This is a genomic window from Pseudoalteromonas sp. OOF1S-7, assembly GCF_022347765.1.
GTDB lineage: Bacteria > Pseudomonadota > Gammaproteobacteria > Enterobacterales > Alteromonadaceae > Pseudoalteromonas.
This window is the reverse complement of record NZ_JAKRFZ010000023.1, coordinates 55,132-76,816: the sequence shown is the minus strand read 5'-3', so window position 1 is coordinate 76,816 and position 21,685 is coordinate 55,132. Positions and strand designations below refer to the sequence as shown.

General features: G+C 48.9%; 21 protein-coding genes, 3 tRNA genes and 1 pseudogene. 14 read left to right on the top strand and 11 right to left on the bottom strand.

Going from position 1 to position 21,685, the window contains the following annotated elements; genetic code table 11:
- The 4 genes and pseudogenes from tuf to MHN33_RS22015 all read left to right on the top strand — a co-directional run.
- Positions 1–126: pseudogene (gene tuf, locus MHN33_RS22030) on the top strand (elongation factor Tu); the annotation flags it as partial.
- 990 nt (positions 127–1,116) lie between these two features.
- On the top strand, positions 1,117–1,476 hold the full coding sequence (locus MHN33_RS22025; protein ID WP_239401404.1) for an adenosine deaminase: 360 nt from the start codon (positions 1,117–1,119) through the stop codon (positions 1,474–1,476).
- A gap of 14 nt (positions 1,477–1,490) precedes the next feature.
- Positions 1,491–3,272 (top strand): DUF4105 domain-containing protein, encoded by a 1,782-nt coding sequence (locus MHN33_RS22020; RefSeq protein WP_239401402.1) that lies wholly within the window; start codon positions 1,491–1,493, stop codon positions 3,270–3,272.
- Positions 3,273–3,355: 83 nt separating this feature from the next.
- The gene (locus MHN33_RS22015) at positions 3,356–4,159 is read left to right on the top strand and encodes a VOC family protein (RefSeq protein WP_239401400.1); all 804 of its coding nucleotides are present in this window, start codon (positions 3,356–3,358) and stop codon (positions 4,157–4,159) included.
- A gap of 23 nt (positions 4,160–4,182) precedes the next feature.
- On the opposite strand, the gene MHN33_RS22010 is transcribed toward MHN33_RS22015, so the two are convergent.
- Positions 4,183–4,908, bottom strand: coding sequence for a transporter substrate-binding domain-containing protein (locus MHN33_RS22010; RefSeq protein ID WP_239401398.1), 726 nt, complete (start codon positions 4,906–4,908; stop codon positions 4,183–4,185).
- Between the two features lie 124 nt (positions 4,909–5,032).
- On the opposite strand from MHN33_RS22010, the gene MHN33_RS22005 reads away from it, so the two are divergent.
- The 3 genes from MHN33_RS22005 to MHN33_RS21995 all read left to right on the top strand — a co-directional run bounded on the left by MHN33_RS22005 (position 5,033) and on the right by MHN33_RS21995 (position 8,483).
- Positions 5,033–5,698: an SDR family oxidoreductase gene (locus tag MHN33_RS22005; RefSeq protein WP_239401396.1), complete on the top strand. Its 666-nt coding sequence runs from the start codon at positions 5,033–5,035 to the stop codon at positions 5,696–5,698.
- Between the two features lie 77 nt (positions 5,699–5,775).
- Positions 5,776–6,147: a hypothetical protein gene (locus MHN33_RS22000; protein ID WP_239401394.1), complete on the top strand. Its 372-nt coding sequence runs from the start codon at positions 5,776–5,778 to the stop codon at positions 6,145–6,147.
- On the top strand, positions 6,147–8,483 hold the full coding sequence (locus tag MHN33_RS21995; RefSeq protein WP_239401392.1) for a fatty acid cis/trans isomerase: 2,337 nt from the start codon (positions 6,147–6,149) through the stop codon (positions 8,481–8,483). The genes MHN33_RS22000 and MHN33_RS21995 overlap by 1 nt, the downstream gene beginning before the upstream one ends.
- 33 nt (positions 8,484–8,516) lie before the next feature.
- Here MHN33_RS21995 and MHN33_RS21990 read toward each other — a convergent pair whose 3' ends face one another.
- Complete coding sequence (locus tag MHN33_RS21990) at positions 8,517–9,158, bottom strand: peroxiredoxin-like family protein (RefSeq protein WP_239401390.1); 642 nt, start codon at positions 9,156–9,158, stop codon at positions 8,517–8,519.
- A 143-nt stretch (positions 9,159–9,301) separates the two neighbouring features.
- On the opposite strand from MHN33_RS21990, the gene MHN33_RS21985 reads away from it, so the two are divergent.
- Positions 9,302–9,922 carry a dUTP diphosphatase gene (locus MHN33_RS21985; RefSeq protein WP_239401388.1) on the top strand — a complete coding sequence of 207 codons (621 nt, stop codon included), beginning with the start codon at positions 9,302–9,304 and terminating at the stop codon, positions 9,920–9,922.
- On the opposite strand, the gene yrfG is transcribed toward MHN33_RS21985, so the two are convergent.
- The gene (gene yrfG / locus MHN33_RS21980; RefSeq protein ID WP_239401386.1) at positions 9,923–10,579 is read right to left on the bottom strand and encodes a GMP/IMP nucleotidase; all 657 of its coding nucleotides are present in this window, start codon (positions 10,577–10,579) and stop codon (positions 9,923–9,925) included.
- 61 nt (positions 10,580–10,640) lie between these two features.
- On the opposite strand from yrfG, the gene nudE reads away from it, so the two are divergent.
- From nudE to MHN33_RS21955, 5 genes are all read left to right on the top strand, one after another.
- Positions 10,641–11,204 (top strand): ADP compounds hydrolase NudE, encoded by a 564-nt coding sequence (nudE, locus tag MHN33_RS21975; RefSeq protein ID WP_239401384.1) that lies wholly within the window; start codon positions 10,641–10,643, stop codon positions 11,202–11,204.
- Positions 11,204–12,001 (top strand): 3'(2'),5'-bisphosphate nucleotidase CysQ, encoded by a 798-nt coding sequence (gene cysQ, locus MHN33_RS21970; RefSeq protein ID WP_239401382.1) that lies wholly within the window; start codon positions 11,204–11,206, stop codon positions 11,999–12,001. The genes nudE and cysQ overlap by 1 nt, the downstream gene beginning before the upstream one ends.
- Before the next feature lie 227 nt (positions 12,002–12,228).
- Positions 12,229–12,305: transfer RNA gene (locus MHN33_RS21965), tRNA-Met, on the top strand.
- Positions 12,306–12,456: 151 nt separating this feature from the next.
- Positions 12,457–12,533, top strand: a tRNA-Met gene (locus MHN33_RS21960).
- 136 nt (positions 12,534–12,669) lie between these two features.
- Positions 12,670–12,746: transfer RNA gene (locus MHN33_RS21955), tRNA-Met, on the top strand.
- 1,452 nt (positions 12,747–14,198) lie between these two features.
- On the opposite strand, the gene MHN33_RS21950 is transcribed toward MHN33_RS21955, so the two are convergent.
- The 6 genes from MHN33_RS21950 to MHN33_RS21925 form a co-directional block, all read right to left on the bottom strand.
- Positions 14,199–15,383, bottom strand: coding sequence for a dipeptidase (locus MHN33_RS21950; RefSeq protein ID WP_239401380.1), 1,185 nt, complete (start codon positions 15,381–15,383; stop codon positions 14,199–14,201).
- A gap of 98 nt (positions 15,384–15,481) precedes the next feature.
- The gene (locus tag MHN33_RS21945) at positions 15,482–15,727 is read right to left on the bottom strand and encodes a YheU family protein (protein ID WP_239401378.1); all 246 of its coding nucleotides are present in this window, start codon (positions 15,725–15,727) and stop codon (positions 15,482–15,484) included.
- A complete protein-coding gene (locus tag MHN33_RS21940) occupies positions 15,724–16,725 on the bottom strand; it encodes a hydrolase (protein ID WP_239401376.1) in 1,002 nt (333 codons plus the stop codon). Before MHN33_RS21940 ends, MHN33_RS21945 begins: the two co-directional genes overlap by 4 nt.
- A gap of 498 nt (positions 16,726–17,223) precedes the next feature.
- The gene (locus tag MHN33_RS21935) at positions 17,224–17,364 is read right to left on the bottom strand and encodes a DUF3149 domain-containing protein (RefSeq protein ID WP_010386996.1); all 141 of its coding nucleotides are present in this window, start codon (positions 17,362–17,364) and stop codon (positions 17,224–17,226) included.
- 118 nt (positions 17,365–17,482) lie between these two features.
- Complete coding sequence (locus MHN33_RS21930) at positions 17,483–17,926, bottom strand: TIGR02444 family protein (protein ID WP_239401374.1); 444 nt, start codon at positions 17,924–17,926, stop codon at positions 17,483–17,485.
- Entirely contained in the window at positions 17,920–19,842 is a 1,923-nt protein-coding gene (locus tag MHN33_RS21925; protein ID WP_239401372.1) for an ATP-binding cassette domain-containing protein, read from the bottom strand. Before MHN33_RS21925 ends, MHN33_RS21930 begins: the two co-directional genes overlap by 7 nt.
- Positions 19,843–20,014: 172 nt before the next feature.
- Here MHN33_RS21925 and MHN33_RS21920 point away from each other — a divergent pair, with 172 nt between their 5' ends.
- A complete protein-coding gene (locus MHN33_RS21920; protein WP_010386993.1) occupies positions 20,015–20,215 on the top strand; it encodes a YheV family putative zinc ribbon protein in 201 nt (66 codons plus the stop codon).
- A 58-nt stretch (positions 20,216–20,273) separates the two neighbouring features.
- Here the strand turns inward: MHN33_RS21920 and MHN33_RS21915 are convergent, their stop codons facing one another.
- Positions 20,274–20,486, bottom strand: coding sequence for a SlyX family protein (locus MHN33_RS21915; protein ID WP_239401370.1), 213 nt, complete (start codon positions 20,484–20,486; stop codon positions 20,274–20,276).
- A 2-nt stretch (positions 20,487–20,488) separates the two neighbouring features.
- The gene (locus MHN33_RS21910; RefSeq protein WP_239401368.1) at positions 20,489–21,481 is read right to left on the bottom strand and encodes a hypothetical protein; all 993 of its coding nucleotides are present in this window, start codon (positions 21,479–21,481) and stop codon (positions 20,489–20,491) included.
- Positions 21,482–21,685 lie beyond the last annotated feature (204 nt).

Below are 21,685 nucleotides of genomic sequence, written 5' to 3'. Positions count from 1 at the left end.
GGTGACAACATCAAGATGACTGTTGAGCTAATCGTTCCAATCGCGATGGACGAAGGTCTGCGTTTCGCGATCCGTGAAGGTGGCCGTACAGTTGGTGCTGGTGTTGTTGCAACTATCGTTGAGTAATATCGACTTTAGTTAATGCAATAAGCATTATAAAAAAGGTCACTTCGGTGGCCTTTTTTAATGCCTGAGTGAAAGTCATCATGTGAAGATGGCATTCTCCACAAGGTAATGTAGGTGCTTGTAGCTACAATCGTAGAATAATCTACAGATTGCAGTAACACTGTGAAAAAGGTCGCCCAGGCGACCTTTTTTAATGCCTGAAATATGAGACTGGATAGTTCAGTGTGGAAGTACATCCATGTAGCGGCGCCCATCGCGCATCCATGCGCTCACCTTCTCATGCTGCGAAGCGGTGCTTCATTCGTCGCCCTTGCGCAAAGGAAATGTCAGTGCAAGCACTGTGTCATTGTCCTTTGCACGATAGGTGGCTCTCTCTACAAGGTAATGTCGGTGCTTGTAGCTACAATCGTAGAATAATCTACAGATTGCAGTAACACTGTAAAAAAGGTCGTTTCCTTGTAAAAGGTGCGGCCTTTTTTAATGCCTGAAATATGGCGATGGAAAATGCGGTGTGGAAGTACATCCATGTAGCGACGCCCATCGCGCATCTCGATAATTGCTCCTGTATTATTCTACTTCCCCACATCTATGTGGATCCCTGTGCTCATCTCCTCATGCTGTCAGAATAGCTGTTCAAAAATATTCCAGATATTTTTGTCGTTCATTCGTCGTCCTTGCGCAAAGGAAATACCAGTGCAGCACTGTGTTATTAGCCATTGCACGATAGCGCGTTTAATACTAACTGGTGATTATGTAAAGGCGAATGCCTGATTCAAGATTGTCTCCACTAATTTCAAGATAATTAATAAATTGTGAGTATTTTTATTCACACTTTGCAAATTTAAAAAATGAATGTCTGTCTGTTGTAGTGGTTGATTTATAATTAGACAATTGTTCTGCTTTTCTGAATGTATAATGAACGTTTTTATTGACATGAAATTGTCTATGTGTAGAATTTAGGTAACTTTTTTAATATAAAGATAAATGGAAATGAAATACTCAATTATCCCTGCTGCTGCACTGGTTATGTTGTCTGGCTGTGCAAGCGTTATGACTTCTGACATGCAAACTGTCGAAGTAACAACCAATACTGGCAAAGTTGTTGAAGTGACTGCTGATGGTAACCAATCAAGCACGCCTGGTCGCATTCAGATACTGAGAGACGGTCAGAATAAAGTGGTCAGAACAACTGCTGCTGGCTGTGCTGCTGAAACACCAATTGAGAAAACAGTCACTCCGGTATTTTTCGGTAATATCGTAATCGGTGGTCTGCTGGGTTCAACTACAGATGCCTCAACAGGTAAAATGTGGGATTATGCCGACAGCGTAGAAATCCAGTGTGACAACTAAGCTGTAGTTCAAGTATGAAACTAATAATAAGCTGTTTTATAACAGCTTTTTTTTTATTCGCTGCCCAGGTTGTTGCGCATACCACGCCGTTATTGGAGCGCCTTGCTAGTTCAAAACAGTGGCATCTGTTACTACATTTAGATGACAATGGTATGCCTCAGATCACGGACCCACAGTTTGTGTTGTCTGCTCAATCAGGGCGTTTCTCGGCAAAAGCTGAGCTAGATAAAACACTGGCCCTGATGAATGAAGATATCCTCAGTGCTTACTGCCAGTTTCCAGCCAGAGTTACTTTAATATCTCAGGTCACCGGACGGACACTTTCAACAGATTTGGCACAACAGTGCCCGGAGTTGCAACAGTTTCTTGATTATGTTCCCTTTGACGCACTGACTCTGGTCTTTGCATCTGAAGTCGTGACGTCTGCGTCCAGCATGATGGGTCACATCTTTTTCAAGGCTGAAGGTAAAAATCACAAGGGGACAGACGTTGCTCACTCTTTGGCATATTTCACAGAAATCACCACGTTTAACCCATTTAAACTCCTGGTTGAAAGTACCTATACGGGTATGCCTGGATTTTTCTCTGTACGTCCATTTTCCAAAGATTTGGAGAAGTACCGCGATATTGAGCAACGTAGCTTGTGGCAGTATAAATTAAAAGCAGCTCCTGAAAAGCTGTCATTGTTGCAGTTACATTTGTGGGAGCTTAAAGGCAAAGAGTTAGTATATTATTTTCAATCGTATAATTGTGCCACGATGACACTCGAGCTATTGGCTCTGCTTAATACCGATATTCTTGCCGAAAAAGGCAGTATTGTGTCACCTTTGGACGTTGTCAAGGCTGCAAACAAGCATCAGCAAGTGGATGCAATCTATGTTGATGCATCAGATTTATGGCTTGTACATGCTATGTCCGATGAATTGTCTGCTGCCAGCCTGGCCAGGATGGAGTTTTTGTTGGCAAATGATCTGGCGACCATGGAGCAGTTGTCGTTATCCGCTCTTGAGAAAGAGTACCTGATGAGGTCACTGAAATACCAGCCTGTGTCTGAGCGTGCCAGGATGCATTTTGCACACCTTAAAGCGGAGGTTGATCAGCATCAGCTCAATCTGATGCACCATAAAATGCCGACAAGCGCACCGCAAGATTCTTCTTTTGATCTGCGTTATGCGAGGCAGAGAAATGACCATGATGTGATTAAATTAGGCTGGTTACCTGCAGGCCATTTTTTACACAGCGACACCCGGCAGTACTTGTCTGAATCAGAATTGCAAATGGGTTATACCGTGCTGGCCTATGACTTAGATACGCAAAGCTTGAGTCTGGATGAGCTGACGCTTTACAAAGCGCGTTCGTTGGCGGCATCTTTGCCTGCCTTTGAACAGTTATCATCTGAAGTTTATTTTGGTTATCGGCCACATAAAACGCGGCAGCTAGATGAAAAGTCATTGCTGGAGATTTCAGGTCTCGCTGGTAAATCATATCAGCTACACAGGGATATACTGGGTTATTGGTTACTGGGGGGAGGCCTGACATCGGATGTGCGTCATACGCGAGGCTACATCCAAGCTTTGGCGGGTATATCGGCGGATATACTGGTAGACAGTAAATTCACACTGGAGCTGGGTGCGACAAGCGGAGCTGTCGCCGAAGCAAGTCGCAGTCACTATTTAAATTCCTCTGTAAGTTGGTTTATGACCCAGGACAGCATGATTAACCTGTCTTACAAATTAGAGCGTAATCGCGACTACGAAAATCATCAGGTGGGTTTGCAATTTGTTCAGCATTATTAGTTGCATGGTGACTTAATTATTGCTCTATCGTGCATCCAGTGCTTCACTTAATCGGTGAATGGTATTTAATCAGTGGGTGCATTATGGCATTAGTTTCTTATAACCGGGTGGGCGCTTTTTGTTGGGCAGAGCTCTGCACCAGCAATTGGCAAGCGGCGAAAGCCTTTTACACGCAACTATTTGACTGGGATTTTGATGACCAGCCGATTGGAGAGGGGGCATATTACACTATGCTACAAAAGCAGGGTGATGATATTGCAGCTATGTATCAAATGATGCCGCAGCAGAAAGAAGCCGGGGCACAGAGCCAGTGGTTGAATTATATCGCAGTTGAAAACGTCGATGAGATGGCAGACAGAGCACAAGCACTCGGCGCTGAGATCATTGCCGGTCCTCATGATGTGCCCGACGCAGGCAGAATGGTAATGTTACAGGAGCCCGCTGAGGGCGCGCATTTTGCGCTCTGGCAGGCAAAGGAGCATCAGGGGTGCAAACGTGAGCACGAAGCAAATGTGCCTTATTGGTTCGAACTGGCGACACGTAATAGTCAAAAAAGCAGAGCCTTCTATAGTGCATTACTGGGCTGGCAAGCACAGGATAAGCCTATGGAAGACATGGATTATGTCTTGTTCAGCGCGCGTGACACGGTCGTGGCGGGGATGTTGCAAATGAGCGAAGAGTGGGGAGATGATATCCCTGCACACTGGATGACCTACTTCTCGGTGCTTGACTGCGATGGTATGGCTGAGAAGGCCCGGGCGCTGGGTGGGCAGGTGTGTGTGCCACCGACCGATATTCCTCAGGTTGGTCGTTTTGCAGTGATCACTGACCCTCAGGGGGCCGTTTTTTCACTTATTCAATCTCAAATGCATGATATTGAACCTTAACGCAGTGGTAGCCCTTTTGCATCTTAGTCTAACGAGATCAGCTGCCCCTGGCACAGTGAAAAGGCATTTTCCAGGCGCTCTGCATATTGCCTGAGCTGCCCGCTTTTTCTGACAGCTTTGATTTGGGCGCTGAGTTTTGGTATCAGGGCCTGATGCTTTTTATGAACATAATGGTAGATGGTAAAAGTGTGTTGTGAGGCCGTTTTACTATATAGCACAGTCAACCCGGACTCACACAATGAGCCTAATGCGTATTTATCGGTGGCTAGTATCCTATTGACGCGCCCGCGGCTCAACGCCTGATAGGCCGAGATGTCATTCTGAACCCGGTTGCAATTGAGTTGATGCTGCTGACAGAACCAAACTGTGATCAGATTACCGGCTATAACGGCCAGATCGGTTTCATTGGACAGGTCACAGTACTTTGGTACTGTGCATAATAGCATCAGCTTGAGTTCATTGAGTGGCACAGGCACGGCAATTAAGTTTGGATAGCGTGCGCCGATTAAGTCGACGCGTCCGGCTTCCGCATCCAGTTCGCCATCATTCACCATTTGCAGGCCACGTTCGCTGGGCAAAAATTCGAACTCTGGTTGGATCCCCAATGGCGTATAGATGGCGGTAAACATTGCGGTGATTTGCTGTTGTCCCAGGCTGTATGACAAAGCTTCGCTGATATTGACACGATAGGTGTTAGCAAGCGCAACAGGCAGCCATAGCAGAGCAATCAGGATCAAATATCGTGGCAAGAGTATACTCCCTTAGCTGACATCTTTTAAAGGTAGCAGAACCTGGTGAGGCTGAAAGAAATCACCGCAATCTATACAATGGGTTCTCAGTTATGAGTGTAAACAAAGTAATAAGGAGGAAGGTATGTCAAACCATGTGGTGATCACCGGAGCCAATCGTGGCATAGGTTTGGAGTTGTGCCGACACTATTTAGCGGCCGGAGATCGGGTCACGGCAGTAGTACGCAGCGCATCCGATGAATTGCAGTCGCTGGATGTCACTGTGATTGCGGGTATCGATGTTAGCATTGAGCAGGATGTTCGCACCTTGTCAGCCGCACTTGGCGAGCAGGCTATTGATATACTGATTAACAACGCAGGTATTTTTCACAATGAAACTCTGCACCAGATGGATTTTACGACGCTGGAGCAACAACTCATGGTCAATGCCGTTGCACCGGTACGGGTAACGCATGCATTACAGCACAATCTGGTAACAGGCGCCAAAGTGGCGATGATCACCAGTCGAATGGGCTCCATTGCTGACAATGGCTCCGGCGCGTACCTTGGTTATCGTATGTCGAAAGCCGCATTGAATGCGGCGGGTGTCAGCCTGGCGCATGAGCTAAAGCCACGCGGTGTGGCCGTGGCATTATTGCATCCCGGATTTGTACAGACTGAAATGGTTAACTATGCCGGAGATATATCACCCTCAGAAGCGGCACAGCGTCTGGCTAAGCGTATAGATGAGTTGACGCTTGAGAGCAGTGGGGGGTTCTGGCATTCAAATGGCGATCGTCTACCCTGGTAAGCAGGAAGCGGGTCATCTGTGATGAGCAAAGTTGTGCTAAACTTCCCCCAGGTATTTGCATAAATGAGCTATTTTTCATGGAACTTCAAGAAAACACCCCGCTTAACCTGCCGTTGTTTAAACTGGATGATAACCTGGCCGAGCGTGATATTGAGCAACCCGATCTGACATTAGAAGTTATTTTGGATGCCACCTTACTGGCCAACCTTTGCCAAAATCCAGCCCCTGAGCAAAGTGTCAGTATTCCACTTGAGGGTTATCAGATCAGTAATATTGAGCAACAGGTGGCTGAGGTCCTGAGTCAGGGACATCAGGCTCAGTTGCTGCTTAATCATGGTCCGGTGCTGAGTGCGGTATTGAGCTGCGAGAGCCAGGCTGTATTTGTCTCTCCGCCGATGGAAATGATGCCCACATTCGATTTAGGGCTTGATGACGAAGAGGACGCGTAATGCGCAGATCCGGTTGGATAGTGGTTGGCCTGGTTACTTTCTTAAGTGGCTGTGTGGCATTGGGTATGAACCATTACGATGATTTGTTTGGGCCGCAGCAGCCACAGCAGCGGATCCAACCGCAGTCAGAGCAGCGTGGTGAGACATATCTGAGCGACATCAAACCCATCCTGGATACCCGGTGTGTCGTGTGTCATGGTTGTTACGATGCGCCTTGTCAGCTCAAACTGAGCTCGCCAGAAGGCATTGACAGGGGGTTAAGCAAAACCCGTGTTTATGATGGCACCCGCTTATTGGCTGAATCGCCAACCCGTCTACTGTTCGACGCACAAACCACGACCCAGTGGCGCGATAAGGGCTTCACACCTATTCTCAACGAGCGAGTGCAAACTGAGTATGCCAACCTCAATGGCAGCGTGCTGTACAACAGTCTGCTACTCAAACAGACGCAGCCCTTTGCTCAGCAAGGGCTGTTAGCAGATCATTACGACTTTTCATTAGACCGGGCGCAAACCTGCCCCACTATGGATGAATATCCGGAGTATGCTCAGGAGCAGCCACATGCCGGTATGCCATATGGTTTGCCTGCGCTGACCAGCAGTGAATTTGCCCAGCTTTCTGAATGGATCAAACAAGGCTCTCCCATGAGCCAGATTGCGCCACCCAGTGAGGCTGAGTTACAAAATGTCGCGAAGTGGGAAGGCTTCTTAAATCAGGACGACAATAAAACACGTCTTGCCGTCCGGTACATATACGAACACTGGTATCTGGCGCACATTTACTTTAATCAGCTGGATGGGCAATCGTTTTTTACCCTGGTGCGTTCTAAGACGCCCCCGGGTGAGCCCATAGAGTTGATAGCAACGGTCAGGCCATTTGACGACCCTAAGGTCGCACGAGTTTATTATCGCCTGATGCAGGTGCGTAGCACTATTTTATCGAAGACCCATATGCCGCTGGCGCTGAATGACGATAAGCTGGCGCGTTTACAGGCCCAGTTTATTCACAGTGAGTATGAGGTGGCGCAATTACCGGGTTATGCCCCTAAACTGGCTGCTAACCCCTTTAAGGTGTTTGCGGCGATCCCGGTTAAATCGCGTTATCAGTTTATGCTCGATGAGGCGGAGCTGATCGTCAAAGGCTTCATCAAGGGTCCGGTATGTCGCGGTCAGATAGCGCTGAATGTGATCAATGACCATTTCTGGGTGGCCTTTGTCGACCCCGAGAAAAATGCTTCGCCCGCTGTGGAGCAGTTACTGACCCGACATGACGACGACTTGCTCCTGCCGGCGGCTGAGCAAAGCAATGTGTTGCCATTGTCGAGCTGGGCGAAATATGCCAAGCGTCAGCACGATTATCTGGAAGCGAAAACGGCCCTGTCGGATAAATTGTTTGCCGATGGCAAGCGCCTTAACCTGGGCCTGATCTGGCAAGGCGACGGACATAATCAAAATGCAGCACTGACCATTTTCCGCCATTTTGACAGTGCGACTGTGGTGAAGGGCTTTATCGGGCAAGCACCTAAAACGACTTGGGTACTGGACTATGCCTTGTTTGAGCGGATCCATTATCTGCTGGTCGCGGGCTTTGATGTCTATGGCAATATCGGTCATCAATTGGTGACCCGGCTGTATATGGACTTTCTGCGCCTTGAAGGCGAGCAGAATTTCCTCAACTTACTGCCGCTGAGTCATCGCCAGGCCATCAAACAGCACTGGTATCGCAAGTCGCACCTGAGTCTCAGTGAGTTTATCAATCGTAAGTCATTACTGGGTGCACCGTCTGGGATCCGCTACCACAGTGACGACCCGCAGGCAGAGCTCTACGACATGTTAAATGCACATCTCAAACCTGTGCTGAATGAGGCCTATGATTACACGGCCGTACCTACTGCGCTTCAGCCGCTCAATACCTTGCCGGTTGCAGCAATTAATCAGTTGCCTCAGGTGTCGTTTATTCTGGCTGTAGACGCCAAAGGCGCGCATCAGCCCTATACCCTGATCCATCATAATGCGCACTTCAATATTTCCAGTTTGCTGAATGAGGAAGGCCAGCGGGCCTATCAGGAAGATACCGCAACCTTAGTCCCAGGGTTTATCGGTGACTACCCTGAGGCCATTTGGCATCTGCCAAATCAGGCGCACATAGACGCCTTTGTGCTGCAACTCAGCGAGGTACGCACAGAGTCGGATTACCGCACGCTGAAAGCCACCTTTGGGATCCGCAGAACACATCCGCAGTTCTGGCAATACAGTGACTTATTACACCGTATAGCCCGTAAAACGCGGGGTGTGGATTATGGGCTGTTTGACTACAACCGACTGGAAAACAGGTAACCAATGGCGGGCCCGGCTCGGGCCCGCCGGATATTATTTTAGATTACTGGCGGCACGGACCGCGGCCAGCAGCACGCTTTCTTCCAGACGTACTTTGTAATTGGGGTTAGCATACTGAAACTGCACCAGACCCGCTTTATCAATCACAAAAACAGCGGGCACGGGGAGCGCCACTCTGCTCTTGCCATCCAGATCGACAAATTGTACGCCCATGCGGTCGCGATAGGCCTTAGCGGTTTTGTCATCCAGATAATAAGCCAGTCCCAGCGCCTGAGTTAACGCCAGCTGGTCGTCCGAGAGCAAGCGATAGTTAGGAGAACTGATACTACTCTTACTCAGTGCCTGCGGGCTGTCAGGAGAAACTGCCACTATCTGCGCGCCCAGCTCGACTATCTGCCTTTCAATTTTCTGTAGCCCAGCTAATTGGCGTGAGCAATACGGGCACCAGCCGCCTCGATAGACCACCAATACCGTAGTCTTGTCTTGATACAGTTTTGCTAAATCCACCGCTTGGGCGTTGTTGTCCTGAAGAGTTAAAGTCGGCGCCGTCAGGCCTGGCAGTAAAGGCGCAACCTGCTCCGGGTGCTCACTAATATTTGTGACTTGCGCAGCAGACGCAGAAAAGGGCAGCAACTGGGTAACAGTCAGTGTGAACGCAACAAGTATGGATCGCATGTAAAACCTCAAAAAAATGTATTTGTGAAACCTAATAGAACGGGGTAGCGCAGAAAAGCTTTCATCGTGGCTCATCGTGGTAATTACGTCACGGTGTGGGTATCATAGCGCTTTGACTGAATAGTGAGAGTGAGAGCGCAAATATGTCTGCGAATAGTGCGAAGCTGGTTGTGATGCTGGAAATGCAGAACGCCATGAATACCAAAGTGCATGAGCAATGGTTCAGCCAGGGCTTTGAATGGTACCGCGCCATTTGGGTTGAGTGTGCCGAAATGCTGGATCACTACGGCTGGAAATGGTGGAAAAAACAGACTCCGGATACCGAGCAGGTGATCCTGGAACTGGTTGATATTTTTCACTTTGGTCTGTCATTGCGTATTGATGGCGAAACAGCCTATGAGGCACTGGCAGCACAACTGGATAACGAGTTGGCCCAGCCTTTGTATGCTGAGGACTTTAAGGCAACGCTGGAGGTGCTTGCGGCCTCGGCAGTAGCCGACAAAACTTTCAATGCAGCAGCCTTTGCCGGGTGTATGCAGCAAATTGGCATGACGCTGGATGATTTATATCGTGGTTACGTGGGTAAAAATACCCTGAATTTCTTCCGTCAGGACCATGGTTACAAAGATGGTAGTTACATCAAACAGTGGCACGGTAAAGAAGACAATGAGCACCTGGTTGAAGTGGTGAAAAGTCTGGATACCGAACATCCAGACTTTGCTAAGCTTGTTTATCAGGGCTTACAGGCGCGTTACCCGGGCTGATCAGCTGATTGGCAGTAACGTGCGATAGTCGCAAATGGCTGGATAGTCTGTGATCTCTTTATGAGGTTGTTGGCTATCCGGATTTGCGATCGCCAGCAGATGGCCAATGCCATACTCTTTTGCGGCAGCCAATACCGCCAGGCTGTCATCGACAAATAAAGTGCGGTTCTTATCAAACCCCAGATCGGCCTGAACTTGTTGCCACAGCTGTTGACTTTCCTTACTGACGCCATAGCTATGTGTAGAGATAAGTTTATCCAGATACTGGTCAAATTGAGTGCGCTCTACCTTTAGACTCAGGCTATCTGGGTGTGCATTGGTTAATAAAATCAGTTCCTTTCCTGCGTCTTTCAGCGCTTGTAAAAATACCGGCACGTCTTCGCGGATAGAAATCAAATGTTGGATCTCGCGTTTGAGCGCCATAATTGGCAATTGCAGTTGTTGTTGCCAGTAATCCAGGCAATACCATTCGATTTGCCCCATGACGGCTTCGTAGCGCGCGAGAATGTCGGCACGGGCTTGCTCCAGTGTCAGGCCTTGTTTGACGGCATGGGCCTTAGGGATCACGTCCAGCCAAAAGTGATTATCAAAATGCAGGTCGAGTAAGGTGCCATCCATATCCAGTAACACAGTATCGATCTTTGACCAATTTAACATAGGCATTTACCTGTAAAGGCTTTATGATGAGGTTAACGGCCATGATAGCAAAATAATCTCTATGTCACAGAAAAAGCACCCAATTCCCCCTGAGATATTAGCCTCCGAGGTTGTCGCAAAAAGTAAGTTGTTTACAGTAGAATCGCTGTCGCTGTCATTTTCCAATGGTGAGCACCGTGAGTATGAACGTGTTCGTGGTGGCGGTCGGGGGGCCGTGATGATAGTGCCCATATCGGCCGAAAATGAGCTACTCTTAGTAAGAGAATATTGCGCGGGGACGCACGATTATCAGCTTGGTTTTCCAAAAGGGTTGATTGATCCGGGCGAAACTCCGATTGAAGCGGGAAACCGTGAGTTAAAAGAAGAAGTAGGCTTTGGCGCTCGACAATTTTGTGATTTGAAAACCTTATCACTGGCACCTAGCTACTTTAACGCCAGAATGCATATCCTGGTGGCGCAGGACTTGTATCCGGAGCAACTAACGGGTGATGAACCTGAGCCGCTGGTGGTGGTCAAGTGGCCTCTGGCGCAATGGCAGGCGTTACTGAGTCAGCCTGACTTTACCGAAGCCCGCAGTGTCGCCGCGCTGTTATTACTACAACAGTACCTGACAACGGAGGCTTAATGCAGTCATATTTAGAGCCCTGTATCACCCTGGCTGAGCAGGCGGGGCAGGCGATCATGGCAATCTACCAGCAAGATGACATAGGTGCACGAGAAAAATCTGATCATACGCCGGTGACGGCCGCAGATCTCGCTGCAAACGAAGTGCTGACCGCAGGCCTGCAAGCATTGGCCCCGGATGTGCCAATTATGTCTGAAGAAACGCCTATTCCGCCGCTGGAAAGTCGACAACACTGGCAGCGTTACTGGTTGCTGGACCCGATGGATGGCACCGGCGAATTCATTCTGGAAAGTGGCGACTTTGCGGTTAACATCGCATTGGTTGAAAACAATCAACCTGTGCTTGGCGTAATTCACTGGCCAGCAAAAGGTGTGACTTATTTTGCCACGCATCAGGGTGGGGCATTTAAACGTCTGGACGGGCGTGATGAACCTATCTCAGTGGCACCTAAGGGCACACTCACCCTGGCTGTCAGTCGCAGACAAAAAATTGAAGCGGTAAGCCAGTATCTCAATAGCCACTTTGATACCGTGGCACTGGGATCATGTTCGCTTAAGGCCTGCATTGTGGCCGAAGGAAAAGCTGACTGTTTTTTACGTGTCGGACCAACAGGTGAATGGGATACAGGGGCATCGCAAGTCATCGTTGAAGAAGCGGGAGGCTGTATCACCGATGCTGAATTCAATCCATTGACCTACAATCAAAGAGAAAGCACAGAAAACCCTGATTTTATTGTGATGGGCCATCCCGACTGGCAGTTTCAGAAGCTGATCAACCCACACCAAAGAGAACAATAGTCTGTCGGTTAATTTGGCTGGCAAGACAATAAGTGTCATAAAAGGGCGTTAAAACAGTATCGTTTGCTTGCTTTTTGAGCGGTTGACGTCCTTTTCTTCATTAAAACCTTGCAATAAAAATCTAATTCTATATTATAGCGACCTCTTAAAGAGTTAGGGCAAATTAAGCCTCAATAAATACTTTTTAGGTGCTTCGCTCAGTAGAAGTAAAACCCTGAACATACAGGCGCGGGATGGAGCAGCCTGGTAGCTCGTCGGGCTCATAACCCGAAGGTCGTCGGTTCAAATCCGGCTCCCGCAACCACTTTCTGAGTGGTAACGCCGAAGGTCGTCGGTTCGCTCTTCATAAATTAAGGGCTCCCGCAACCACTTTCCGAGTGGTAACGACTGAAGGTCGTCGGTTCAAATCTGACTTCCAGCTTCTTTCAGTAGAAGTAAAACCCTGAACATACAGGCGCGGGATGGAGCAGCCTGGTAGCTCGTCGGGCTCATAACCCGAAGGTCGTCGGTTCAAATCCGGCTCCCGCAACCACTTTCCGAGTGGTAACGCCGAAGGTCGTCGGTTCGCTCTTCATAAATTAAGGGCTCCCGCAACTACTTTTTAAGTGGTTAAATCGAAAGTCTCGATTGTATCTTCTCCAACAGAAGTAAAACGTTGAACATACAGGCGCGGGATGGAGCAGCCTGGTAGCTCGTCGGGCTCATAACCCGAAGGTCGTCGGTTCAAATCCGGCTCCCGCAACCACTTTCCGAGTGGTAACGCCAAATGTCGTCGGTTCACTCTTCATAAATCAATGGCTCCCACAATTACTTTCTCAGTGGGAACGCCGAATGTCGTCGGTTTACTCTTCATAAATTAAGGGCTCCCGTAACCACTTTCTGAGTGGTAACGCCGAAGGTCGTCGGTTCACTCTTCACAAATTAAGGGCTCCCACAATTACTTTCTCAGTGGGAACGCCGAATGTCGTCGGTTCACTCTTCATAAATCAATGGCTCCCACAATTACTTTCTCAGTGGGAACGCCGAATGTCGTCGGTTCACTCTTCATAAATCAATGGCTCCCACAATTACTTTCTCAGTGGGAACGCCGAATGTCGTCGGTTTACTCTTCATAAATTAAGGGCTCCCGTAACCGCTTTCTGAGTGGTAACGCCAAATGTCGTCGGTTCACTCTTTATAAATCAATGGCTCCCACAATTACTTTCTCAGTGGGAACGCCGAATGTCGTCGGTTCGCTCTTCATAAATCAAGGTCTCCCGAAAACACTTCCTTATGTGGTAACGCCGAAGGTCGTCGGTTCATTTTTCAAAACTCCAGCAAACACTCCAGTAAACACTTTTCAAATTGTAGTGCCAAAAGCAGTTGGTTTACTCTCCACAAATTAGTTGTCAGATACCTATTTTCGCTAATCCTGTTTCTTAACATTGAGCACGTTTTTATGTCTAATACCAATTTGCTTAATTAAGTGTTCTATTTTGAGGTGAGAAAATATGGTCGCTAACGAGGCAAAAATTTTGCTATTTAGTTGTTCTAAATGAGAAATTTTTAACGCCGTTAGCGTCATATTTGCTCCTTCAGATTGAACAGGTATTTAGTGAAATTGGTATAATCTATGGTGGACTGGGCAGTTGTTGTCTTTCCATGCCCTCAGTTCGGTAAGGCTTGTGATGGTATAAGTTTGGTGTAATGAGTATTAAATGCGTGTGCTTACACACACGCGTCAGGATCTGTGATCTGGATTAACACAGACAGCTATAATCTGTTCTGTTACAGCTCATAACATCCGAGTGGTTGCATCCACCAGATGGACAGTCCACAGTGTCGCGACATGTACCCCCAGGGTATAGCGTTCTGCAGGTATGAGTGTTGTTATAATCGCCACCGGCTACATTCGGTGTAGCATTAGGATTAAGATCCTGAGATGCATTCAGTTTTTTCAAGCTTTTCTTGTGTAGTGATAGTTTCATTTTTATTTCCCTTAAATAACTGGGTTATTATTGAATCTTTAGTCGCTAGCACTAAAATATTCCTTGCTAGCAAATTGAAGTTAGCACTTTAATTGCTTGTTTGTAAACAGGTGTTTTCACTTGTTTTTATTTTGTTAGCACGTGTTGCGTGTGGGTGTTGCCGAGTCAGAACTGAACGGGCTTAATTCGGGAAGCTGCCAGGCAGCCTCCGCAATAGAAATATAGACGGGTTAAAACTGTTTGGCGTATTCTTCAGCCTGGCGCCAGACGCGCAGGGTGTTGCCGCCAAGGATTTTCTTGATCTGCCCTTCGGTGTAGTTACGGTCTAACAGGCCCTGTACCAGGTTAGGGTAAGTTGAAACGTCTTTTAATCCGATAGGCAAGGAATCACCCACACCGTCATAGTCAGAGCCAATGCCCACATGGTCGATACCGATCAGCTTAACAACATGGTCAATGTGATCCAGTACTTGTTCTAGGGTGGCGTAAGGGAAGGGGTTTTTCGCGCGATACGCCGCTCTGAAATCGGTTTTACTCTTGCCCTGACTGGTGGCCTGCGCTTCTGCCTCGTTACGTTGGTCGTACCAGGTACGAGAACTGTTGGTCACAAAGCTGGAGCCAAAGTTGATCTGAATAACGCCACCGTTCTTTTTCAGCGCTTTCAGCATTTTGTCATCCATATTGCGCTCAAAACCCGGGGTATATTTACGCAATGAAGAGTGCGAGGCGATCACGGGCACTTTAGACAGTTCCATCACCTGATAGAAAGCAGCATCTGAAATATGTGAGACGTCGATCAGCATGCCAATCTTATTCATCTCCACCACCAGGTCTTTACCAAACGGGCTCAGACCTTTCCATTTACGACGGATGTCATAGGACGAGTCGGAAATATGGTTACTTTGCGAGTGGGCCAGTGTGATATAGCGCACACCCCGGTCGAAGAAGTGCTTCAGGTTTGCCATGTCACCTTCAATCGGTGAGCCATTCTCCATGCCCATCGCCACAGAGATCTTCTTTTCGCGGAAATGGCGATAAATGTCTTTGGTGTTGTAGGCCATCGCGAACTTATCCGGTGCACGTTGTGCCAGCGCTTCCATTCCGTCAATAAGCTGGTTAGCCAGCTGGTAACTCTTGCCTTTACCTTCAAACTCTAGGTTAGCGGGAATATAGATCGACATAAATGGCGCATTCAGGCCGCCTTGCACAGCGCGAGGGTAGTCGAAGTCGCCGCTTTTGGTGGCCTTAGTCACGTCTTCCCAGTTATCCAGAATACGATAGGGCACATCAATGTGGGTATCGATCAGAATATTTTGCTTAGCGATGTGTCTGGCGCGCTCAGACGCCTGAATATCATTGGCATAGGCATTTGACAGGCTTAAAGCCAGTGCGCAGAGTGTAGCGGGTAACTTCATGGATTGACCTTGTTATTCTTTGTAGTGTGTGTCGATTGTAGCAAGTTGGCGTTTATCTACAATCCATTCTGTCGGGCTGCCTGCGGGGCTGACCGCATTTATTCGTAGTCGTATTCCTGTGCCTGCATGGCCTGAAACTGGGCTTTTGAGACAATATTCACCGACTCGTGCAGCTCGGAATACACCAGCAAGGCTTCACCCGACTTGAGCTGAGCGTGGACCTGTTCGACCTTACGCTCGGTGCTGACTTCACTGTCACCATAATCGGTGCCTTCGCGCAGCACATAGTGTTCAATCAGGTTGCTCAGTGTGGTTGGGTCCAGTTGTTGATATGGAATGATCATAATTTTTTTGAAACTCGATGGTTGAGTAATGAATGCAAATAAGCTGGCACAATTTGCTCAAGCCAGAAAACCGGCTTAAAAGGATTGTGCCCGGCGATAAAGCCAACATGACCACCACGCTGAGACACTGCCAGGGTAACCAGATCACTGATCTGATCCTGGGTAGGCACCGCACGGCTCGACAGCATGGGATCATCGGCTGCGTGGATCAGCAAAGTTGGCGTGGCTATCTGTTTCAGATAGGGTTGAGCGCTGGCCTTAGCGTAGTAGTCTTCAGCGCCTTTAAAACCGTGTAATGGCGCCGTGATCCGCTCATCAAATTGCCATAGATCGCGGATCTGTTGTATCTCGTCGCGGCCGATCTGTAAGGCGTGCTCTATCTGATCAAACTTACGGGCGAACGATCGCTTCATGCGATCCAGCAAGTACTTTTGATACAGCTTAAAACAGCTCTTGCGGATCACCTGACAGGAAGAAGACAAATGGTAGGGCGCTGAGATCACCGCAGCACCATCCAGCAGGCTGTTATTGCCCTGCTCTCCCAGGTATTTTGCCAGCACATTACCGCCCAGAGAAAATCCCACCGCATACAAGGGACGGTCGACAAAGCGTTGTTTCAGGGTGTCGAGTAAAAATGCCAGATCACCGGTTTCTCCACTGTGGTAGGCCCGGGGCTGACGATTCACCTGACGCGAACAATTGCGAAAATGCATTAACACGGCATCCAGCCCGGTCGCGGTCAGGGCACTGAGCAGGCCCTTGGCATAGAAACTATTGATATTGCCTTCCAGTCCATGCAGCACCACCACCAGAGGTGCCTGTTGGTCCCCTTTGTTGGCCCAGGCCAGTTCTAAAAAGTCATCATCGGGTGTTTCGAGATGCTCATAGCGCACATCAGCTTTCAGGTTTGGCCTGAACAGGCGGGGCAAAATGGTTTGCAGGTGACGGTTGCGCATCCACCAGGCGGGTTGAAAGGTTAACTCTGACGGCTTTAACATGTGGTTTGTATTTCCTGTAAATACCTCTGCGACGATGAGGCTCATACATGCCCCCAGAAGAAAAGTCGCCTCGTCTGACGGCAATGAATAGACTGGTATGATGAGCCTGAAATGACATCAGTGTATCAAACTGCGGGAAATAACCCAAAGAATGTTCGGGTAATACCAATTTGCTTAATTAAGTGTTCTATTTTGAGGCGAGAAAATATGGTCGATAACACCGCTCCCGCGTCCTGCTACCGCTGAGGCACCTACATCCATATAGGCGAGGCGAAAATTTTGCTATTTATTTGTTCTAAATGAGAAATTTTTAACGCCGTTAGCATCATATTTGCTCCGTCAAATTGAACAGGTATTAAGTGAAATTGGTACAATAAAAAGCACCCGACCAGCAGGGCTGATAAGGTGCTTTGTGCGTCGTGCTTAATTCTAGAACGGGAACTAATTGCTTAACGTTTCAACAACATATTTCGAATAACATAAAAGAGTGTCGACGATTTACTCAGGCACTTCTGCTTCTTGTACTTTCTTGATGAAGTAGTAGACGTAGAAACAACACAGTACGATTACCACGCCCAAGATGCCGAAAGAAAGAAATAACACCGGGTCAGTAAAAAAGTCTCTGAAGAATACGTTCATGTCTGTGCCTCCTGATTTGTCGATGAGGTAATCTTAGTCGAGCAGGTGCAGGCCAGATATGATCAAGATCAAGTTTCACCAGTGCCCATGCGGGACTTGGTAAATTGCTTGATCCCGATCATGTTTTTGTGGGTATACAGCCCTGCTGAGTGGGTGTCAGGTAGTGAGTCAGGTTGTCCGCAGACGAGTTTGGTTGCAGGGGGTGTTGATTGAGGTAGTTGATAAGCAGCGACTGTTGTAGCTTCTCCTGGGCCAGCTCCGCTTTAAGCATAAACTCGCGCAGCTCAGCATATTGCGCATAGTGCTGATGTTGATTTTTGAGTGTGGCGCGCACCCGGCGCTGGGGATGCAGCACTGTGTGGTCAAAGGCTTCGCACACAGCGTGCAGTCCTGCAAATTGTTCAGCTGTGAGAGACCTGCCGCACGCGTCCAGGTACATCAGCAGCAAGATCAGATTAACGTTTTTATCCTCGTTCTCCTGCAAGCTCAGCAGGGCGTCTTGCATACCTGCACGGGCATAGTGTGTGCAGGCATAAGTCCAGAAATCTGCGGCGTCTAGCATATTTCGCCACTTTGCTCGAAACGGGCCTGTTTCTCTTCGAGTTCTTCAAGCGCCACAAGCAGGGCTTCCTCGGTGTCGTTCAGCTCGGGCGTCAGCTTAGCCTGCTGAGCCAGCAGCTCACTGAGTCTGCCCTTATTTTGCTCTGAGTATAGGTCGTTGTCGGCCAGCGCCGTTTCCACGTCACCCAGTGCAGCGCTGAGCTTATCCAGCTCTTTCTCCAGCTTATCTATTGACCTTTTCAGCGGCTGTATTGCTTTTCGGAACTCGGCCTCCTGGCGTTTCTGTTCTTTACGGTTCACACTCGAGTGGGCTTTGTCTTCACTGCTGTCTTTGCGCACCGCTTCTTTATTGGCGTTGAGCAGCCACTGATAGTAGGCATCCAGATCATAGCCAAATGCACTCACCTCGCCCTGATCAACCAGGTAGTATTCGTCTGCGGTGTGTTTAAGCATGTGGCGGTCGTGCGATACGGTGACCATAGCGCCCTCAAAGCCTTGTAGTGCCATCACCAGCGCATGGCGCATCTCCAGATCCAGGTGGTTGGTTGGCTCATCCAGCAGTAATAGATTAGGTTTCTGATACACCAGCATGGCCAGCACCAGGCGGGCCTTTTCGCCACCGGAAAACGGTTTCACCGGCTCCAGAGCCTTGTCGCCGTTAAAGGCGAAGCCACCCAGAAAGTCGCGTAGTGATTGCTCACTGGCTTGTGGGTCGAGCCGCTGCAGGTGCGTCACGGCACTGGCACTGAGATCCAGCGATTCCAGCTGATGCTGGGCGAAATAACCAATTTTTAACCCCTGATGCTGAAACACTTCCCCTGCCTGCGGGGATAGCTCACCTGCGAGCAGTTTGATTAACGTTGACTTACCAGCGCCGTTACGGCCCAGCAGGGCGATACGGCTGCCCGGTACCAGGTTCAGTTTGATCTTGTGTAAAATGGTCACGTCACCATATCCGGCCTGAGCCTGATCCAGTGTCATCAGTGGGTTGGGCATATTGTCCGGGTTGCTGAACTCAAAACTGAACGGCGAGTCAGCATGGGCAGGGGCCAGTTTTTCCATCCGCTCCAGTGCCTTAACTCGGCTTTGCGCTTGCTTGGCTTTACTCGCTTTGGCTTTAAAGCGGGTAATAAACTGCTCCAGGTGGGCAATGGTGGCTTGTTGTTTTTCGTATAACGCCTGTTGCTGCGCCATACGCTCGGCCTTTTGGCGTTCGAACTGCGAGTAATGGCCTTTATAGACGTTGAGCTGTTGCTGGTCGACGTGCCAGATCTGATCGACCACTGCATCGAGGAATTCGCGGTCGTGTGAGATCAGCACTAAGGTGCCCTGATAGGCTTTTAAGAAGCGCTCCAGCCAGTATACCGCATCGAGATCAAGGTGGTTGGTTGGTTCATCCAGCAGTAGCAGATCGGCATCGCGGATCAGTGCCTGCGCCAGGTTCAGGCGCATTCGCCAGCCCCCGGAAAAGGCACTTACGGCATCGCTGAGTTGTGCATTGCTAAATCCCAAACCATGCAAAAGCTCTCCCGCCTTGGCTTCAATACCATAGCCGCCAACTACTTCTATTTGCTGGTGCAGACGCGCCTGCTCAGCACCATCACCGGATGCTTCGGCGCTGTGCAGCGCACTGCGCAGGGCATAGTACTCCGGATGGCCCTGCAGCACGTATTCCAGCGCACTGACGGCCAGTGCCGGCGTTTCCTGTTTAACGGATGCGATGGACCAGTCTTTCGGAATTTGCAGCTCGCCCCCATCCAGGTGCAGCTCTGATTTAAGCAAAGCAAACAAGGAAGATTTGCCACAGCCGTTGGCACCAACCAAACCCACTTTGTGCTGTGGAAACAAGGTGGCACTGGCATTTTTAAGCAGTGTTTTACCACCGCGCATAAGTTCAATATTCGAAAGCTGGATCATACCGTTACATTACTGTTTGATAATGCGCTCATCATAACACGGATCCCCGCAGACACTCCAAGCGTATCAACAGCGAGTAATATAGGATAAAATAGGCCACCCGGGTGGTAAGCCCGCGATATAAATCGTCAGCTGAACAGTGGCTTGTTCAGCTAAGCTGAGGTAACAAAAGGTGAGAAAGAAAAAGCGTTTTATTGCAGGAGCATCCTGCCCTGAGTGTCATGAAGCGGATGTCATGATGCTGTACAAAGAGCACGACGTGGAAAAGGTTGAGTGCGTGAAGTGTGGTCATATTATGACGCAGCCAAAAGAAGCCGTTCAGGCATCAACGCGTCAGTTTGAGCAGGTGATCGGGGTATTCAGGCCTGAATAGCGATAGCTGTTTCAGAATTCAGTAGTCAGAGCGGGTTTAACCCCGCCCGACTGGGCCACTAATAGTGTGGCGGCGGTGGCTCCTGATGCTGCGGCATCATGCCCGGATCTCTGCCTTCTTTAATCTTCTCTGCCAGTAATTCAATCTGGCGCTGCATTTTGGCAAGGCGTACCTGATGCGCACTCAGTTCATTATTTAAAGTCTCTATGGTTTCGTCCTGAAATGCCACTTTGGCTTCCAGCTCGTTAATGCGATCTTCGAGTTCGGTCATGGTTACTCTCTTGCAAATTGTTCTAACAGGCCACTGGAGCTTTCTGTCAGCAGGGTGCCATCGTTCCCGGTAAACGCCACAGCAAAGACTACGGCGGACTTAGGTCGACTGCCCTCGCGCGGCTTAACACGCCAGGTAGCGAGCTTTTCACCGTCTTCAACCTGCCACAGGGTCAGTTGTCGGTTTGGTGAGCCCGTCGCGATTAAACGCCCATCCTGATTAAAGCGTACGGCACTGAATATCTTCTGTCGCGCAATATACTGTAATTGTGCTTTGATTTCACCTGAAGTGAGCTGCCAGATGCTGGCCTTTTTCATACTGTCTGCGGTAAACGCATAGCGCCCCCGGGGATCCAGCGCGACCTTAGTAACTCGGCTTGGGTGATTAAAGCGATGGATCACCTGGCCGGTACGTGTGTCCCAGAAGTAAGCGCTGTAATCATTGGCTCCGGTTAAAGCAAAGTGGCCGTTGGGTGACAGCGCAATACTATTAATTTTTTCTTGATGACCAAGGAACTCTATGCGCCTGCCGCTTTCTAAGTCGAGGTGCACAACCACATTGTCGCTGCGTCCATACAGGACATAGCGACCTTCGTTGCTGATGGCGATGTCGCGTATGGTACCCTGTTCTATTTGGTAGTAGCCTATATTCTGGCCGTCGGATAATCGCCAGACGGCAAAGCGGTCGTTGGCTGCGGTTACGGCGCTGGAATTATCATGGGCAATGGCCAGTGAATGCACCAGCTCGTCGGTTTGCTGTGACTGGGACCACTGATATTTTAAGCCATGGGTGGTGTTGTCCCATAAAACCACCCCATGTTCGATGGATGACACTAAACTGTAACGCCCATCGTGTGAAATAGCTGCGGCAAAAGCACCGCGTGCGGCATGTTCTACGGTCAACAGCGCATCTGAGCTGTCCCCGGAACAGCCTGATAACAGTGAGGTGATGAAAATTAATGCAATTTGTGCGTTGTGCCGTAAAAATTTGGGCATAAATTCGGTATTTCCTCTTAACTCCATGATTTGCACCGAGTAGACTAATGGGTAATTTGCAGAGGCCTCAAAACTGATATTAGCCTATCGGTACATGAATGTCGCCGATCCTGAAATGAATTTTGCGTCAAAAAGAGAAATTTGGCTTTATGCGCTCCGGATGTTAATGTGGCATCCGCCCTTTTTAAGATTAATATAATTTTA

Coding starts and splice junctions, on each gene's coding strand:
- MHN33_RS22025 (WP_239401404.1), top strand. CDS start 1,117: ATGAAATACTCAATTATCCCTGCTGCTGCACTGGTTATGTTGTCTGGC.
- MHN33_RS22020 (WP_239401402.1), top strand. CDS start 1,491: ATGAAACTAATAATAAGCTGTTTTATAACAGCTTTTTTTTTATTCGCT.
- MHN33_RS22015 (WP_239401400.1), top strand. CDS start 3,356: ATGGCATTAGTTTCTTATAACCGGGTGGGCGCTTTTTGTTGGGCAGAG.
- MHN33_RS22005 (WP_239401396.1), top strand. CDS start 5,033: ATGTCAAACCATGTGGTGATCACCGGAGCCAATCGTGGCATAGGTTTG.
- MHN33_RS22000 (WP_239401394.1), top strand. CDS start 5,776: ATGGAACTTCAAGAAAACACCCCGCTTAACCTGCCGTTGTTTAAACTG.
- MHN33_RS21995 (WP_239401392.1), top strand. CDS start 6,147: ATGCGCAGATCCGGTTGGATAGTGGTTGGCCTGGTTACTTTCTTAAGT.
- MHN33_RS21990 (WP_239401390.1), bottom strand. CDS start 9,158: ATGCGATCCATACTTGTTGCGTTCACACTGACTGTTACCCAGTTGCTG.
- MHN33_RS21985 (WP_239401388.1), top strand. CDS start 9,302: ATGTCTGCGAATAGTGCGAAGCTGGTTGTGATGCTGGAAATGCAGAAC.
- yrfG (WP_239401386.1), bottom strand. CDS start 10,579: ATGTTAAATTGGTCAAAGATCGATACTGTGTTACTGGATATGGATGGC.
- nudE (WP_239401384.1), top strand. CDS start 10,641: ATGTCACAGAAAAAGCACCCAATTCCCCCTGAGATATTAGCCTCCGAG.
- cysQ (WP_239401382.1), top strand. CDS start 11,204: ATGCAGTCATATTTAGAGCCCTGTATCACCCTGGCTGAGCAGGCGGGG.
- MHN33_RS21950 (WP_239401380.1), bottom strand. CDS start 15,383: ATGAAGTTACCCGCTACACTCTGCGCACTGGCTTTAAGCCTGTCAAAT.
- MHN33_RS21945 (WP_239401378.1), bottom strand. CDS start 15,727: ATGATCATTCCATATCAACAACTGGACCCAACCACACTGAGCAACCTG.
- MHN33_RS21940 (WP_239401376.1), bottom strand. CDS start 16,725: ATGTTAAAGCCGTCAGAGTTAACCTTTCAACCCGCCTGGTGGATGCGC.
- MHN33_RS21935 (WP_010386996.1), bottom strand. CDS start 17,364: ATGAACGTATTCTTCAGAGACTTTTTTACTGACCCGGTGTTATTTCTT.
- MHN33_RS21930 (WP_239401374.1), bottom strand. CDS start 17,926: ATGCTAGACGCCGCAGATTTCTGGACTTATGCCTGCACACACTATGCC.
- MHN33_RS21925 (WP_239401372.1), bottom strand. CDS start 19,842: ATGATCCAGCTTTCGAATATTGAACTTATGCGCGGTGGTAAAACACTG.
- MHN33_RS21915 (WP_239401370.1), bottom strand. CDS start 20,486: ATGACCGAACTCGAAGATCGCATTAACGAGCTGGAAGCCAAAGTGGCA.
- MHN33_RS21910 (WP_239401368.1), bottom strand. CDS start 21,481: ATGCCCAAATTTTTACGGCACAACGCACAAATTGCATTAATTTTCATC.